Annotated in this window: 13 protein-coding genes and 1 tRNA gene; 9 read left to right on the top strand and 5 right to left on the bottom strand. The window is 69.2% G+C overall.

What is annotated here, in order from left to right; all coding sequences use genetic code 11:
* Positions 1-14: 14 nt before the first annotated feature.
* Positions 15-1,358 carry a sensor histidine kinase gene (locus ACIQNU_RS31695; protein WP_401372981.1) on the bottom strand — a complete coding sequence of 448 codons (1,344 nt, stop codon included), beginning with the start codon at positions 1,356-1,358 and terminating at the stop codon, positions 15-17.
* Positions 1,359-1,535: 177 nt separating this feature from the next.
* Between ACIQNU_RS31695 and ACIQNU_RS31690 the strand changes: the two genes are divergently transcribed.
* From ACIQNU_RS31690 to ACIQNU_RS31660, 7 genes are all read left to right on the top strand, one after another.
* Positions 1,536-2,261 (top strand): helix-turn-helix domain-containing protein, encoded by a 726-nt coding sequence (locus ACIQNU_RS31690; RefSeq protein WP_401372979.1) that lies wholly within the window; start codon positions 1,536-1,538, stop codon positions 2,259-2,261.
* Between the two features lie 38 nt (positions 2,262-2,299).
* A tRNA-Gln gene (locus tag ACIQNU_RS31685) sits at positions 2,300-2,371 on the top strand.
* Between the two features lie 118 nt (positions 2,372-2,489).
* On the top strand, positions 2,490-3,935 hold the full coding sequence (gene glmU, locus ACIQNU_RS31680; protein ID WP_401372977.1) for a bifunctional UDP-N-acetylglucosamine diphosphorylase/glucosamine-1-phosphate N-acetyltransferase GlmU: 1,446 nt from the start codon (positions 2,490-2,492) through the stop codon (positions 3,933-3,935).
* A 137-nt stretch (positions 3,936-4,072) separates the two neighbouring features.
* Positions 4,073-5,047 (top strand): ribose-phosphate diphosphokinase, encoded by a 975-nt coding sequence (locus ACIQNU_RS31675; RefSeq protein WP_401372976.1) that lies wholly within the window; start codon positions 4,073-4,075, stop codon positions 5,045-5,047.
* Positions 5,048-5,249: 202 nt separating this feature from the next.
* Positions 5,250-5,843: a 50S ribosomal protein L25/general stress protein Ctc gene (locus ACIQNU_RS31670; protein ID WP_401372974.1), complete on the top strand. Its 594-nt coding sequence runs from the start codon at positions 5,250-5,252 to the stop codon at positions 5,841-5,843.
* A gap of 77 nt (positions 5,844-5,920) precedes the next feature.
* On the top strand, positions 5,921-6,526 hold the full coding sequence (pth, locus tag ACIQNU_RS31665) for an aminoacyl-tRNA hydrolase (RefSeq protein ID WP_401372973.1): 606 nt from the start codon (positions 5,921-5,923) through the stop codon (positions 6,524-6,526).
* A gap of 93 nt (positions 6,527-6,619) precedes the next feature.
* Positions 6,620-7,123, top strand: coding sequence for a hypothetical protein (locus ACIQNU_RS31660; protein ID WP_401372972.1), 504 nt, complete (start codon positions 6,620-6,622; stop codon positions 7,121-7,123).
* 25 nt (positions 7,124-7,148) lie between these two features.
* On the opposite strand, the gene ppc is transcribed toward ACIQNU_RS31660, so the two are convergent.
* Positions 7,149-9,881, bottom strand: coding sequence for a phosphoenolpyruvate carboxylase (ppc, locus tag ACIQNU_RS31655; RefSeq protein ID WP_401372970.1), 2,733 nt, complete (start codon positions 9,879-9,881; stop codon positions 7,149-7,151).
* 287 nt (positions 9,882-10,168) lie between these two features.
* Here ppc and ACIQNU_RS31650 point away from each other — a divergent pair, with 287 nt between their 5' ends.
* A complete protein-coding gene (locus ACIQNU_RS31650) occupies positions 10,169-11,149 on the top strand; it encodes an acyl-CoA desaturase (protein ID WP_401372969.1) in 981 nt (326 codons plus the stop codon).
* Complete coding sequence (locus ACIQNU_RS31645; protein WP_401372967.1) at positions 11,146-11,823, top strand: TetR family transcriptional regulator; 678 nt, start codon at positions 11,146-11,148, stop codon at positions 11,821-11,823. The genes ACIQNU_RS31650 and ACIQNU_RS31645 overlap by 4 nt, the downstream gene beginning before the upstream one ends.
* Before the next feature lie 10 nt (positions 11,824-11,833).
* Here the strand turns inward: ACIQNU_RS31645 and ACIQNU_RS31640 are convergent, their stop codons facing one another.
* From ACIQNU_RS31640 to ACIQNU_RS31630, 3 genes are all read right to left on the bottom strand, one after another.
* Positions 11,834-12,226 carry a hypothetical protein gene (locus tag ACIQNU_RS31640; protein WP_401372965.1) on the bottom strand — a complete coding sequence of 131 codons (393 nt, stop codon included), beginning with the start codon at positions 12,224-12,226 and terminating at the stop codon, positions 11,834-11,836.
* A 313-nt stretch (positions 12,227-12,539) separates the two neighbouring features.
* Positions 12,540-12,956 (bottom strand): DUF6415 family natural product biosynthesis protein, encoded by a 417-nt coding sequence (locus tag ACIQNU_RS31635; RefSeq protein WP_401372964.1) that lies wholly within the window; start codon positions 12,954-12,956, stop codon positions 12,540-12,542.
* Positions 12,956-13,399 carry an ATP-binding protein gene (locus tag ACIQNU_RS31630; RefSeq protein WP_401372963.1) on the bottom strand — a complete coding sequence of 148 codons (444 nt, stop codon included), beginning with the start codon at positions 13,397-13,399 and terminating at the stop codon, positions 12,956-12,958. The genes ACIQNU_RS31635 and ACIQNU_RS31630 overlap by 1 nt, the downstream gene beginning before the upstream one ends.
* Positions 13,400-13,490: the final 91 nt, after the last annotated feature.

The following is a 13,490-nucleotide window of genomic DNA, read 5'->3' as shown; positions in this document are numbered from 1 at the left end:
CCGTCTCAAGGGCCCTACGCCGGAATGACCGCCGACACCCGGAAACCCCCCGCATCCGTCGGCCCCGACACGAACACCCCGCCCAGCTCACTCACCCGCTCCTTCATCCCCACCAGCCCATTGCCCCCACTCGGCAACCGCGCCCGCTCCGGATCGCCCTCCGGCGGCGGCCCGTTCTCCACCTGCATCGCGATCTCCGACAACCGGTGCGCCACCCGCACATACGTCTTCGCGCCCGCCGCGTGCTTGTGGACGTTCGTCAACGCCTCCTGCACCACCCGGAACGCCGTCTGCTCCACCTCCGCCGCATACGCCCGCAACTCCCCCTCCACCGACAGCACCACGGCCATCCCCGCCGTCCGCGACTGCCCCAGCAACTCGTCCAGATCCGCGAGCGAAGGCCCCTCACCCCCCGCACCGGGACCGTCGGCACCGCCGGACCCGCCCACCTGACGCGAAGCCGCAGCCGCCGCCGCGTACCCCACCGCCGCCAACGGCACAGGCGCCGGCGCCGACCGCGCGTCCGGCACCGACAGACTCTCGCCCGCCCGCAGCACGCCCAGCATCTCCCGCAACTCCGTCAACGCCTGCCGGCCCATGTCCCCGACCAGCGCCGCGTTCTTCACCGCCTTCTCCGGGTCCTTCCGCGCCACGGCCTGCAACGCCGCCGCGTGCACCACCATCAGACTCACCCGGTGCGCCACCACGTCGTGCATCTCCCGCGCGATACGGGTCCGCTCCTCACCCCGCGCCCACTCCGCCCGCTCCTCCGCGCGCTCCGCGAGCAACTGCAACTCCCGCTCCAGCGAATCCGCACGCTCCCGCAGACTCTCCATCAACCGCCGCCGCGCCCCCACGTACAGCCCGAGCAGCACCGGAGGCGCCGTCATCCCCAGCGCCGTCGTCACCGAGACGAACGGCACGAACCACTCACCGATCGACAGCGCACCACTCGCCATGTCCTGCCGCGCCCGCACGAACGTCACGATCAGCGAGCCCGCCAGCGACATCCCCGACAGCGCCCCGATGATCCGCCGCGGCAACTCCGACGCGGCCAGCGTGTACAGCCCCACCACGCTCATCAGGAAACCCATCTGGGCCGGGGTCACCGCGATCGCCACCAGCACCACCGCGATCGGCCACCGCCGCCGCAGCAACAGCACGGACCCCGCCAGCAGGCCGAACACCAACCCCACCGGAACCGGCAGCCCCGCGTCCCCCGAGAAGGCGATGCCCTCCGCCGCACACTCCGCGGCCGACGCCACCGCCAGCCCCCCATCGAGCACGACACTGCGCCGCCGCGCCCACCACCACGGCCCGGTCACCGCCGCCCGAAGGTCTTCCCCCGTCCTGGTCATGCCCCCCAGCGTACGGGCGCCGGCCACCACCTTTCCGGCGAGTTTCCAGTGAATACGCCCTCACGCACTGCAACAAAACGCCCCGCACTGCAATCGAACAAAGCCACCACCCCTCGAACTGATGAATCACCCCCACCATCCATCCCGGAGCCCCACATTCCGCCGGAAGGTATGCCTATGGCAAAGACACCCGACATTTCCCCCGCCCCCCAACCCCGCCGAAGCCACCCCAACGCCAAGGACGACCTCCGCGACCGAGCCCGCGAATTACGCGCCCAGGGCTGGACGTACAACCAGATCCAGGCCGAACTGGGCTGCTCGAAGAGTTCGGTGTCGCTGTGGGTACGGGATCTGCCGAAGCCGGAACTGATGACGCCTTCGGAGCAGGCGAGGCGAGCTTCGCGCAAGCGGTGGGACAAGGAACTGGCGCTCCGCGACGTGCAGCGTCAGCAGACCAAAGCCGCGGCATCGAGCGAGGTCGGCACATTGAGCGACCGGGAACTGCTCTTCGTGGGTGCCGCTCTCTACTGGGCGGAGGGCACGAAGGACAAGCCGTACGCCCGCCGCGAGGACGTCCTGTTCATCAACAGCGACCCCGGCGTGATCCGCCTCTACCTCGCCTGGCTGCGCCTGCTGGACGTGGACCCCGACAGGCTCCGATACCGCCTGATGATCCACATCACAGCCGACCCCGATGCAGCCAAGCGCTACTGGGCCGATCTCGTCGGCGTGGACCCGGCGACATTCCAGAAGACAACGCTCAAGCAGCACAACCCGAAGACGGTCCGGAAGAACGTCGGCGAGGACTATCGAGGCTGTCTCGTGATCCGCGTCTTGCAGGGCGCCGACCTATACCGTCGCATCGAAGGCTGGTGGTGCGGCATAGTGTCCAGTGCAACATGACAGCCCGACCTAAATGTCCGATTAGGTCGTGTTTATGGTCCCCCGTGGTGTAATTGGCAGCACTGAGACTTTTGGTGTCTTAAGTCCGGGTTCAAGTCCTGGCGGGGGAGCTTCCTGGGTTCGGGTCCTGACCGCGAGGTCAGGACCCGTCCCCGTTTCCGGCCCGGTACGCCCCGGTATCCTGCGGATGTCCACCTCCCGTAGCACCGAAAGCCGAGGGGCAAACCCGTGAGCGCCAATCGCCCGGCAGCCGTCGTCGTTCTCGCAGCGGGTGAGGGCACCCGTATGAAGTCGGCCACACCCAAAGTCCTGCACGCGATCTGTGGGCGGTCCCTCGTGGGGCATGTGCTCGCCGCGTCCCGGGAGTTGGACCCCCAGCAGCTCGTCGTGGTCGTGGGGCACGCCCGTGAGCGGGTGACCGAGCATCTGACCGCCGTGGACCCGGCGACCCGTACGGCGGTGCAGCACGAGCAGAACGGGACGGGGCACGCGGTCCGGATGGGCCTGGAGGAGTTGGGCGGTGCCGTGGACGGCACGGTGATCGTGGTGTGCGGGGACACGCCGCTGCTGCGTGGCGAGACGCTGCGGGCGCTGGCGGCCACCCACACCGGGGACGGGAACGCGGTGACGGTCCTGACCGCCGAGGTGCCGGACGCGACGGGGTACGGCCGGATCGTGCGGGACGCGATGGGCGCCGTGACGGCGATCGTGGAGCACAAGGACGCGAGTGAGTCGGTGCGGGCGATCCGGGAGATCAATTCCGGGGTCTTCGCGTTCGACGGGCAGTTGCTGGCGGACGCGCTGGGGAAGGTGCGGACGGACAACAGCCAGGGCGAGGAGTACCTGACGGACGTCCTCGGGATTCTGCGGGAGGCGGGGCACCGGGTGGGTGCGTCGGTCGCGGCGGATCACCGGGAGATCGCCGGGATCAACAACCGGGTGCAGCTCTCCGAGGCGCGGCGGACCCTGAACGGCCGGCTGGTGGAGCAGGCGATGCTCGACGGCGTGACGGTGATCGATCCGGCGTCGACGTGGGTGGATGTGACGGTGACGTTCGAGCGGGACGCGGTGGTGCATCCGGGGACGCAGTTGGAGGGTGCGACGCATATCGGTGAGGGTGCCGAGGTGGGGCCGAACACGCGGCTGCGGGACACGTCGGTGGGTGCGGGGGCGCGTGTGGACAACACGGTGGCGGATTCGGCGGTGGTGGGTGAGGGGGCGAGTGTGGGTCCGTTCGCGTATCTGCGGCCGGGGACGCGGTTGGGTGCGAAGGCGAAGGCCGGCACGTTTGTGGAGATGAAGAACGCGGTGATCGGTGAGGGTACGAAGGTGCCGCATCTGTCGTATGTGGGGGACGCGACGATCGGTGAGTACTCGAACATCGGGGCGGCGAGTGTGTTCGTGAACTACGACGGCAGGGACAAGCATCACACCACTGTGGGGTCGCACTGCCGGACCGGTTCGGACAACATGTTTGTGGCACCGGTCACCATTGGGGACGGTGCTTACACGGCCGCGGGGTCGGTGATCACGAAGGATGTGCCGCCGGGTTCGCTGGCCGTGGCCCGTGGTCAGCAGCGGAATATCGAGGGTTGGGTGGCGCGGAAGCGTCCGGGGAGTGCGGCGGCGAGGGCGGCCGAGGTGGCTTCGCGGGAGTCCGCGGGCGAAAGCTGACCGGATTTGGGTGCGTCGGAGTCGGCGTACGGTGATAGGGCCTCCTTCCGCTGGTTTGGGGCAGACAATGCGGCCGACTCGTCGCTGAGGGACGCGGGCGGGTGCGGCAGCGAGATTCACGTCGAGGAGACTGTGCTGTGACCGGGATCAAGACGACCGGCGAGAAGAAGTTGATGCTCTTTTCCGGCCGCGCTCACCCCGAGTTGGCGGAGGAGGTCGCCCACCAGTTGGGGGTGGGGATCGTTCCGACGAAGGCGTTTGATTTCGCCAATGGTGAGATCTATGTGCGCTATCAGGAGTCGGCGCGGGGTGCGGACTGTTTTCTGATCCAGAGCCACACGGCTCCGATCAATAAGTGGATCATGGAGCAGTTGATCATGATCGACGCGTTGAAGCGGGCGTCGGCGCGGAGCATCACCGTGATCGTGCCGTTCTACGGGTATGCGCGGCAGGACAAGAAGCACCGTGGGCGGGAGCCGATCTCGGCGCGGATGATCGCGGATCTGATGAAGACGGCGGGTGCGCACCGGATTCTGACCGTGGATCTTCACACGGATCAGATCCAGGGCTTCTTCGACGGTCCGGTGGATCATCTGTTCGCGCTGCCGATCCTGGCGGATTACGTGGGCGCGAAGGTGGACCGTTCGAAGCTGACGGTGGTCTCGCCGGACGCGGGCCGGGTGCGGGTCGCGGATCGCTGGTGCGACCGTCTCGGCGCGCCCCTGGCGATCGTGCACAAGCGGCGCGACAAGGACGTCGCGAACCAGGTCACGGTGCATGAGGTCGTCGGCGATGTGAAGGGCCGTGTGTGTGTCCTGGTCGACGACATGATCGACACGGGCGGCACGATCTGCGCGGCGGCGGACGCCCTGTTCGCGCATGGCGCGGAGGACGTCATCGTGACGGCGACGCACGGTGTGCTGTCGGGTCCGGCGGCGGACCGGCTGAAGAATTCGAAGGTGAGCGAGTTCGTGTTCACGGACACGCTGCCGACGCCGAACGAGCTGGAGCTGGACAAGATCACGGTGCTGTCTATCGCGCCGACGATCGCGAGCGCGGTGCGTGAGGTGTTCGAGGACGGTTCGGTGACGAGCCTCTTCGAGGAGCAGTAGGAGGAGGCGCCCGGCCCCTGGGGGCCGGTGGGTGATCCTTTTGGAGTGCGGTCTGTCCGCCGAGTAGGCTGGTGAAGTTGCTCGGCGAGGGAGGCCGCACTTCTGTGTGCGGCGGTCCGTTATCGACGCGCTCTTCGTAGCAGGCCAGTCGTTTGGCCGGGTGACCGACCATCGTCCGCTTTCTCTGTTACGAGGAGTGCATATGTCCGAGGTGAAGCTCGCCGCCGAGTCCCGTACCGACTTCGGCAAGGGTGCGGCACGTCGCGTCCGCCGCGAGAACAAGGTTCCCGGGGTTCTGTACGGTCACGGCACGGACCCGGTGCACATCACGCTGCCGGGTCACGAACTGCACCTGGCGCTGCGTACGTCGAATGTGCTGCTGTCGCTGGACATCGAGGGGAAGAGCCAGCTGGCGATCCCGAAGGCCGTGCAGCGTGACGCGCTGAGGGGCTCCCTGGTCCATGTGGACCTGCTGCTGGTGAAGCGCGGCGAGAAGGTCGGCGTGGAGATCCCGGTCGTCGCCGAGGGCGAGCTGGCCCCGGGTGGGAACCTGCTGGAGCACGTGCTGAACACGCTGCCGGTCGAGGCCGAGGCGACGCACATTCCGCAGCAGGTCACGGTGTCGATCGAGGGCCTGGAGGCCGGTGCCTCCGTCCTCGCCAAGGACATCAAGCTGCCGTCCGGTGTGACGCTGGCCGTCGAGGACGACGCGGTCGTTCTGCAGGTGCTGGCCGCGCAGGCCGAGGAGGCGCCCGCGGAGGGTGCGGGCGAGGGCGAAGAGACCGCCGAGGCCTGATCCGTTCCTGACGGTGCCGTCGGTCGCCGCCGCTCCTTCGGGGGCGGCGGCTGCCGTGTTCTGAGGAGACTTTCCGGATGGTGACCGACGCGATGGACGCGAGCGGGCCGTGGCTGGTGGTGGGGCTGGGGAATCCCGGGCCCGATTATGCGGCGAATCGGCACAATGTGGGGTTCATGGTCGCGGATCTGCTGGCGGAGCGGATGGGCGGCCGGTTCAAGCGGGCGACGAAGGCGCAGGCGCAGGTCGTCGAGGGGCGGGTCGGTGCGCCGGGTCCGGGGAGCCGGCGGGTGGTCCTCGCGAAGCCGATGTCGTACATGAATCTGTCGGGCGGTCCGGTGGTGGCGCTGCGGGACTTCTACAAGGTGCCGGTGGAGCGGATCGTGGCGGTCCACGACGAGCTGGACATCGATTACGGGACGCTGCGGCTGAAGCTGGGCGGCGGGGACAACGGGCACAACGGTCTGAAGTCGATGACGAAGGCGATGGGTCCGGGGTATCACCGGGTGCGGTTCGGTATCGGGCGTCCGCCGGGTCGGATGCAGGTGGCCGATTTCGTACTGAAGGACTTCTCGTCGGCGGAGCGCAAGGAGCTGGACTACTTCGTGGACCGGGCGGCGGACGCGGTGGAGTGTCTGGTGTCGGAGGGGCTGGAGCGGGCGCAGAGCGCGTACAACTCCTGACATCCGTCCCGGTCGGCGAGGAGCCCGTACAACTCCTGACATCTCGTCGGCTGTGGTTGACCGGGTGGCATGTCATGGCCAAGGATCGCCGCCATGTCCGCCACCAGTACGCGTCACTCGGGGCGCTCTCGCCCCACCGGTCACCCTTTGATGCTGCTGGGGCAGCGGGTGGTGATGGGGGCGGTGGCGGTGTTGCTGCTGATCTCGGGGGTGTGGGCGTCGTGGGGTACCGCGCAGCACGTGATGCTGGCGAAGGGCCGGGAGCGCGGCACGATGACGGTGGAGCGGTGCGGTGCCGACGAGTGCACCGGGTCGTACGCGCCGGGGACCGCGGGGTCGCAGGCGCGGGTGCGGGTGGTGCTCGACCAGTCGGTGGGGGCGCGTAAGGGCGACCGCATCGCGGTGACGGTGAAGCCGGGCTCCGACGACGTGGTGCGGACGGGTACGACCGGGCTGCTGCGGGCGTGGGCGCCGCTGGGTGGGGGGCTGTTGCTGGCCGCCGTGGTGGTGGCGGGCGGGTTGCGGATGCCGCGTACGGCGTGGGTGACGGCCGCCGCCGGAGGGGTGCTCCTGGCGGCGGCCATCGCCACGATCTGACCGTCCCTGGGAGGGGCGGCCGGGGTCAGCCGGTGTTGCGCAGGCCGGCCGCGACACCGTTGACGGTGAGCAGCAGGGCGCGGGCCAGTGTCGGATCGGGCTCCTCGCCCTGTGCGGTGGCGGCGCGCTGGCGGGCGAGCAGGGAGACCTGGAGGTACGAGATCGGGTCGAGGTAGGCGTCGCGGATGGCGAAGGTCTGCTGGAGGACCGGGTTGGTGTCCAGGAGCTGTTCGCCGCCGGTGATGCGCAGGACCTCGCGGACGGTGAGGGCGTGTTCGGCCTCGATGGTGGCGAAGACGTGCTTCAGGTCGTCGGGGACGAGCGTGTCGACGTAGTGCCGGGCGATCCTGAGGTCCGTCTTGGCGAGGGTCATCTCGACGTTGGACAGGAAGTTCCGGAAGAAGTGCCAGTGCTCGTGCATCTCGTCCAGGACCGTGTCCAGGCCGCTTTCGCGGAGCGCCTTGAGCCCGGAGCCGACGCCGTACCAGCCGGGGACGATCTGCCGGGACTGGGTCCAGCCGAAGACCCACGGGATGGCGCGCAGGCCGTCGAGTCCGGCGCCGGAGTCGGGGCGGCGGGAGGGGCGGGAGCCGAGGTGGAGGTCGGCGAGCTGGTCGACGGGGGTCGAGGCGAAGAAGTACGCGGGCAGGTCGGGGTCTTCGACGAGGCGGCGGTACGCGCCGTGCGCGGCGTCCGATACGACGTCCATGGCGGCGTCCCAGCGGGCGAGGGCTTCGCCGGACTGGCGGGGCGCGGTGTGCAGGGCGGATGCCTGGAGCGTCGCGGCGACGGTGAGTTCCAGGTTCTCGCGGGCGAGTGAGGGCACGAGGTACTTGTCGGAGATGACCTCGCCCTGTTCGGTGACCTTGATCTCGCCTTCGAGGGTGCCCCAGGGCTGGGCGAGGATCGCGTCGTGCGAGGGGCCGCCGCCGCGTCCGACGGTGCCGCCGCGGCCGTGGAAGAGGCGGAGCCGTACGCCGTAGCGGTGGGCGACGTCGCGCAGGCGGCGCTGGGCGCGGTGGATCTCCCACTGGCTGGTGGTGATGCCGCCGAACTTGGAGGAGTCGGAGTAGCCGAGCATGACCTCCTGGACGTCGCCGCGCAGGGCGACGAGGCGCCGGTAGGAGGGGTCGGCGAGCATGCCGTCGAGGATGACGTCGGCGGCGCGGAGTTCGTCGGTGGTCTCCAGGAGGGGGACGATGCCGATCTTCGCCCAGCCGGCGTGCAGGTCGATGAGTCCGGCCTCGCGGGCGAGGACGGCGGCGGCGAACACGTCGTCGGCGCCCTGGCACATGGAGATGATGTACGACTCGATGACCTCGGGCCCGAACACCTTCAGGGCGCGGCCGACGGTGTGGAAGACGCCGAGGGTCTTCTCGCCGGCCGCGTCGAGGGGCGCGGGCGTGGGGGCGAGGGGGCGGCGGGAGCGCAGCTCCTTGGCGAGCAGCTTGGTGCGGTACTCGCGGGGCATGTCCGCGTACCGCCACGACTCTTCGCCGAGCCGGTCGAAGAGCTGGCCGAGTGCGTGGTGGTGGGCGTCGGCGTGTTCGCGTACGTCCATGGTGGCGAGCTGGAGGCCGAAGGCGGCGAGGGTGCGGATGGTGCGGTTCATCCGGCCGTCGGCGAACAGGGCGCCCCGGTGCTGCCGCAGGGAGGTCTGGATGAGGGTGAGGTCGCGCAGGAGTTCGCTGGTGCCGAGGTAGTCGTGGCCGGTCTCGTGGGGGGTGCCCTTGGCGAGGCGGCTCTTGGTGTTGACGAGCTTCTGGCGGATGCAGGTGGCCTTGAGCCGGTAGGGCTCTTCGGCGTTGAGGCGCTTGTAGCGGGGGCTGATCTCCGGGAGGCGTTCGAGGTCGGCCTGGAGGGAGGTGAGCAGGTCCTCGGTGGCGCCGGTGTAGCGGATGGAGTTGGAGAGGAAGCCGCGGAGTTCGTCGACGAGGTCGAGGGCGTCGTTGATGCCGTGTTCGTGCTGGAGGATCAGGACGTCCCAGGTGACCTGCGGGGTGACGTTGGGGTTGCCGTCGCGGTCGCCGCCGATCCAGGTGCCGAAGGTGAGGGGGCGGGTGTCGTCGGGGACCTTCACGCCGACGCGGTCCAACTCCGCGGTGAGGTCTTCGAGGACGTCACCGACGGCGCCGGCGTGCAGCTCGTCCAGGTAGTAGATGGCGTTGCGGGCCTCGTCGGCGGGTTCGGGGCGGACGACACGCAGCTCGTCGGTCTGCCACACGAGGTCGATGTTCTCGGCGAGGCGGGTGTCGTAGCGCCGGCGGTCGGCCTCGATGACCGGGGTCTCCAGGAGGGCGGCGATCCGGCGGAGCTTGGTGAGGACGGAGCGGCGGGCGGCCTCGGTGGGGTGCGCGGTGAAGACCGGACGCACATTGAGGTGCCGGACGGTGGCGCGCAGGTGCTCGGGGTCGGCGTCCTTGAGGCGGTCGGCGGTGCGGGCGAGGAGTCCGCCCTCGGCGGCGCGGCGGGCGCGCAGCTCCCGGCCTCGGTGGACCTGCTCGGTGACGTTCGCCAGATGGAAGTACGTGGAGAACGCGCGGACGAGCTTCGCGGCGGTCTCCAGTTCGGTGCCGCCGAGCAGCTCGGCGGCGGCCTCGCCGTCCTCACGGGTCAGTCGGCGGACCTTCTCGACCAGTTCCAGCAGCTCGGGGCCTTCCTGGCGGACGAGGGTCTCGCCAAGGAGGTCACCCAGTCGGCGGATGTCTGCGCGGAGTGCTGCGTTGGTCGTCGTGGTCGGGTCGTCGGCACTGCTCACAGGTGCGGCTCCTTGCAGTGTGTGAAGCACGTCCGGGAGATGAATTCCGGTTCCTGGCGGGCGGGGAGGTGACTGACGTCCCGCGGTCCCGGGAAGTAACAGAGCGGACCACGCTGTCCGACCGTGTCCAAGGATAGGTGGCCGGGCGCCGGGCGGGACGCGCGGTCCTTGGGCCTCTTGCCGCCGCGTGGTCCGCTGCCATACTTACGATGCCGTAGGTTACGGAACCGTAGGAAGCCGTAACCGCGTGCTTCTGCCTTCTCCCCTCGACCCCACAGGGACGCCGCATGTCCACCAGCCCCGAAGTGATCGAAGACGCCTCCGAGGCGGCCGATACGCCGGTTCCTTCCGCCACGCTGGGAGGTGAGCGGAAGCGCTCGATCGAGCAGATCGCGCTGCTGCTGTTCATCACCGTCCCCTTCATCGCCCTGATCGCCACCGTCCCGCTGGTCTGGGGCTGGGGGGTGAGCTGGCTGGACATCGGCCTGCTCGTCTTCTTCTACTACCTCGGTTGCCACGGCATCACGATCGGTTTCCACCGATATTTCACCCACGGTTCGTTCAAGGCGAAGCGTCCGCTGCGGATCGCGCTGGCGGTCGCCGGGTCGATGGCGGTGGAGGGGCCGCTGGTGCGCTGGGTGGCGGACCACCGCAAGCACCACAAGTTCTCCGACGCGGAGGGCGACCCGCATTCGCCGTGGCGGTTCGGTGAGACGGTGCCGGCCCTGATGAAGGGCCTGTGGTGGGCGCACATCGGATGGCTGTTCGACGAGGAGCAGACCTCGCAGGAGAAGTACGCACCGGATCTGATCAAGGACCCGGCGATCCGCGCGGTGTCCCGTCAGTTCGTGCTGTGGACGGTGGTGTCGCTGGCGCTGCCGCCGCTGATCGGCGGTCTGGCGACGATGTCGTGGTGGGGCGCTTTCACCGGCTTCTTCTGGGGCTCCCTGGTCCGCGTCGGCCTCCTCCACCACGTCACCTGGTCGATCAACTCCATCTGCCACGCCGTGGGCAAGCGCCCCTTCAAATCCCGCGACCGTTCGGGCAACGTGTGGTGGCTCGCGGTGCTGTCCTGCGGCGAGTCCTGGCACAACCTGCACCACGCCGACCCGACGTCGGCGCGGCACGGCGTGATGCGCGGACAGGTCGACTCGTCGGCGCGGATCATCCGCTGGTTCGAGCAGCTTGGCTGGGCGACGGACGTGCGCTGGCCCTCGCAGTCCCGTATCGACGCCCGCCGCAAGGGCGTGGCCGCCGACGCGGCATGATGGACGGCGTGGCGACCGACTCCAGCACCCCGAGCAGCAACGACAAGCCGCGGCGCGCGCGCCGCACCCGGATGACCGGTGCCGAGCGCCGCCAGCAGCTACTGGAGATCGGTCGCACGCTGTTCGCGGCGAAGGGCTTCGAGGGCACGTCGGTGGAGGAGATCGCCGCGAAGGCGGGGGTGTCGAAGCCGGTCGTGTACGAGCACTTCGGCGGCAAGGAGGGCCTGTACGCGGTCGTCGTGGACCGCGAGATGCGACGGCTGCTCGACATGGTGACGAGTTCACTGACGGCGGGCCACCCCCGGGAACTCTGCGAACAGGCCGCCTTCGCCCTCCTCGACTACATCGAGGAGTACACGGACGGCTTCCGCATCCTCGTCCGCGACTCGCCCGTGGCCCAGTCCACGGGCTCTTTCGCCTCACTGATCTCGGACATCGCGACGCAGGTCGAGGACATCCTCGGCCGCGAGTTCAAGAACCGCGGCTTCGACTCGAAGCTGGCACCGCTGTACGCGCAGGCGCTGGTGGGGATGGTCGCACTGACGGGCCAGTGGTGGCTGGACGTCCGCAAGCCGAAGAAGGCGGAGGTGGCGGCGCATCTGGTGAATCTGGCGTGGCACGGCTTGGACGGCCTGGAGCCGAAGCCGCGGTTGATGGGCCACCGCAAGTCCTGACCCGACGGGGTCATGGGGTGGGGCAGGGTCCGGGGTGGCCGGCGTAGAGGGGGCAGGCGTGGTCGGGGGTGGTGGAGTGGGGGCAGTCGGTGAGGGTGAGGAGTTCGCTTTCGCTGTGGGGGTCGTGCCAGGTGATCCATAGGGCTGTGTTGTGGGTGAGGTAGTGGAGGAGGGCGTGGTGGGGGCCGGGGTGGTGGGGGTGGAGGGTGCAGCAGGAGTCTGGGGTGAGGTCGGGGTCGTCGGGGTCGTCGGCGAGTAGGGCGGTGTGTTGCGGGGTGAGGTGGTAGTCCTGCCGGGCGCAGGTCGCGGGGATCTCGCCTGTTTCGATGAGGTGGGTGGCGAGGGTGGTCATGTAGGCGGGGTCTTTGAGTGCGCGCCGGATCATGTCTGTGTTGATGTCCATGTGCTGGGTCACCGGCCGGGGAGGGTGTGGGCGGCGAGGACGGCGGTGAGGAGGGAGGCGACGCTGAGGTAGGTGGCTAGTACGTGGATGAGTACGGGGTGTTGTTGGCGGTCGGGCGGTGCCGGTAACGGGTGCGGAGGCTGGGTTCCGTCGCCGTCCATGAGGATGTCGAGGAGGGTGTGCGGCTCGTGGTCGTGGCGGCGGGAGCGGTGGGTGCGGATGCGGTGGGCGGTCCAGAGGTGGGACATGGTCGGTTGCTCTCTCGGTAGGTGTGGTTGCTGCGGTTGGTTGGTGTGCGGCTGAGGAGGGAGTGTCATGAGGCGGCGTCTCCCAGGTGGTCGAGGAGGGTGAGGAGGGAGCTTGCGAAGCGCACGAGGTGACCGTGGGAGTTTTCCGGTGCGGGCTGCTCGGCGCTGAGGTCGATCGCGGTGCGCAACTGGTGCATTGCGCGGCGCTGTTGGTCCACGGGATACGTCTTGGTGAGGCGCGGGACCACGTCGGTGAGCTTGGTCGCCGTCTGCCGCAGGCGGTTGGCGATGGCCGCGGTTTCGGCGGGGGAAGCGGGGACGGCGTACTCGCCGAGAACGGTTTCCAGGTCGTCGTACAGCTCATCGGTGATGGCCTCGGCGGCGAGGGAGCGCAGCAGGCCGAGGAGGAGCCTGCCGGCTGTGGCGTCGTTGTCGGAGAAGTCGCCGCTCGGCTGTGAGGGCTCGTGCGTGACGGCCGTCATCACGTTCCGCCGGTTAAGGCGAAGGCGGCCCAGGTGGTGCGGCCGTCGTCGCTGACGCCCCACGTGTCGGCCAGCGCGGCGACGAGGAACAGCCCCCGGCCGCAGAGGTCTTCGTCGTCGGCGTCCTGAAGCTGGGCGGGGGCCGGGTTCTCGTCGGTGACCTCGATACGGAGTTGGGTGCCGGTGTGCCGCATCCGCAGGACGACGGTTCCGTGGCCGTGCTCGACGGAGTTGGTGACCAGTTCGGAGACGACGAGCCGTACGTCTTCGGTCAGCGGGGCGGGTACGGACCACAGCCGCAGGTGTGCGACAGCGATACGGCGTATCCGGGAGATGCGCACCCGGTCCGGCGTCGTGGCTACCTCGAAGCCGCGCGACATCTTGGCGTGCTGCTGGGAGTTCATCCGGTCGGGAACCCTGCGGGTGTTGATGCTCTGGCGCATTGCTGGCCTCGCTTCGTCGGAGGATGCGTTCGCCTCACGCGAGTGACGTGGCCTCCCCCAGCGCAGGGCACGCGGGAAGGCCACGCCGACG

Source organism: Streptomyces sp. NPDC091292 (genome assembly GCF_044757265.1).
Lineage (GTDB): Bacteria > Actinomycetota > Actinomycetes > Streptomycetales > Streptomycetaceae > Streptomyces.
The sequence above is the reverse complement of the archived record's forward strand: the minus strand, read 5'-3'. Positions and strand labels throughout refer to the sequence as shown.

Bases quoted from the DNA above. Each gene is read 5' to 3' on its own strand.
- pth (WP_401372973.1), top strand. From the start codon at position 5,921: ATGGTGACCGACGCGATGGACGCGAGCGGGCCGTGGCTGGTGGTGGGG.
- ACIQNU_RS31690 (WP_401372979.1), top strand. From the start codon at position 1,536: ATGGCAAAGACACCCGACATTTCCCCCGCCCCCCAACCCCGCCGAAGC.
- ACIQNU_RS31650 (WP_401372969.1), top strand. From the start codon at position 10,169: ATGTCCACCAGCCCCGAAGTGATCGAAGACGCCTCCGAGGCGGCCGAT.
- ACIQNU_RS31660 (WP_401372972.1), top strand. From the start codon at position 6,620: ATGTCCGCCACCAGTACGCGTCACTCGGGGCGCTCTCGCCCCACCGGT.
- ACIQNU_RS31670 (WP_401372974.1), top strand. From the start codon at position 5,250: ATGTCCGAGGTGAAGCTCGCCGCCGAGTCCCGTACCGACTTCGGCAAG.
- ACIQNU_RS31640 (WP_401372965.1), bottom strand. From the start codon at position 12,226: ATGGACATCAACACAGACATGATCCGGCGCGCACTCAAAGACCCCGCC.
- ACIQNU_RS31695 (WP_401372981.1), bottom strand. From the start codon at position 1,358: ATGACCAGGACGGGGGAAGACCTTCGGGCGGCGGTGACCGGGCCGTGG.
- ACIQNU_RS31635 (WP_401372964.1), bottom strand. From the start codon at position 12,956: ATGACGGCCGTCACGCACGAGCCCTCACAGCCGAGCGGCGACTTCTCC.
- ACIQNU_RS31645 (WP_401372967.1), top strand. From the start codon at position 11,146: ATGATGGACGGCGTGGCGACCGACTCCAGCACCCCGAGCAGCAACGAC.
- ACIQNU_RS31630 (WP_401372963.1), bottom strand. From the start codon at position 13,399: ATGCGCCAGAGCATCAACACCCGCAGGGTTCCCGACCGGATGAACTCC.